Source organism: Mesorhizobium sp. M7A.F.Ca.CA.004.04.2.1, from assembly GCF_004022825.1.
GTDB lineage: Bacteria > Pseudomonadota > Alphaproteobacteria > Rhizobiales > Rhizobiaceae > Mesorhizobium.
Window position 1 is genome coordinate 1 of the sequence record NZ_RZPH01001512.1, and the last position, 911, is coordinate 911.

The window sequence follows — 911 nt, forward strand, 5'->3', positions numbered from 1 at the left end:
GTCTGGAGATGAACCGGGAGGCAACAGCGGCCGAACGGCAGGCCGCCGGCATGACAGACGACCAAGCCCGAGCGGAGGCGACTAAATGGGCAAAGCACTGATAGCCCCGGTGTTCCTGCTTCTGTCAGCGTGCGCCACGTCGGCCCCAATCGATGACCCTCGCAAGGTCTGGTGCGACCACAACACGCCCCGCCGGCCCTCGCTGACTGTCGTTCAGATCATGACCCGCGCCGAACTGGACGACTTGAACTCGTTCAATGCCAAGGGCGCTGACTGGTGCGGGTGGAAGCCATGATGCACGATTTGCTCGACCTATTGGGCATCAAGGCCCCTGTGCTTGTTGCCGGCCTCTCTGGCGGCATCCTGCGGGCTCTGTCGCGGCATCGGTACAAGCTGCGCGAAATGATAGCCTCGCCTGTTTGTGGCGCACTGGCGGCGGCTTATCTCACGCTGCCAGTGGTGTCGTATTTCAAAGCGACGGGATTGCCGATTCCAGATCCGGCCGATGACACCACGACGCTTGCGGCTGCTTTCCTGATCGGCGTTTCGGCTATGTGGATTTCGGATATGCTGTTCGAGATGATCGTGCGAAAGTTCAAGCCGGCGGCAGAGGAATAGCGGCGGTGGTCTGGTCGGATATCTGGCGAGTGTGCCTGGGGTGACGACGGCAATAAAACATGGCTTTCACCATTTCGGCACTATTCGAGTGGCTTAATTGCGTTCTGGTGTGTTTCGGGATATGGCGGAAGTGGTGGGGGAGGCCTTATGAGCAGCAACTGGTCACTGGAATCATTGCGCCTATCTATCTTCACTGCCGATCGGCCAAAGGGCACCGAGGCAGATTGGACCTTCCTCACTGGCCAAGACGAAGCTGAAGTTCGGCAAAACGTGCCAGGCGGCAAGGTCTATGT

Annotated in this window: 2 protein-coding genes; both read left to right on the forward strand. The window is 59.2% G+C overall.

From position 1 onward, the window contains the following. The first annotated feature begins 85 nt into the window (after nucleotides 1-85). The gene (locus EN893_RS35785; protein ID WP_127271047.1) at nucleotides 86-295 is read left to right on the forward strand and encodes a hypothetical protein; all 210 of its coding nucleotides are present in this window, start codon (nucleotides 86-88) and stop codon (nucleotides 293-295) included. Beyond that, nucleotides 295-618: a hypothetical protein gene (locus EN893_RS35790; RefSeq protein WP_127271068.1), complete on the forward strand. Its 324-nt coding sequence runs from the start codon at nucleotides 295-297 to the stop codon at nucleotides 616-618. Before EN893_RS35785 ends, EN893_RS35790 begins: the two co-directional genes overlap by 1 nt. The last annotated feature ends 293 nt before the right edge of the window (nucleotides 619-911 follow it).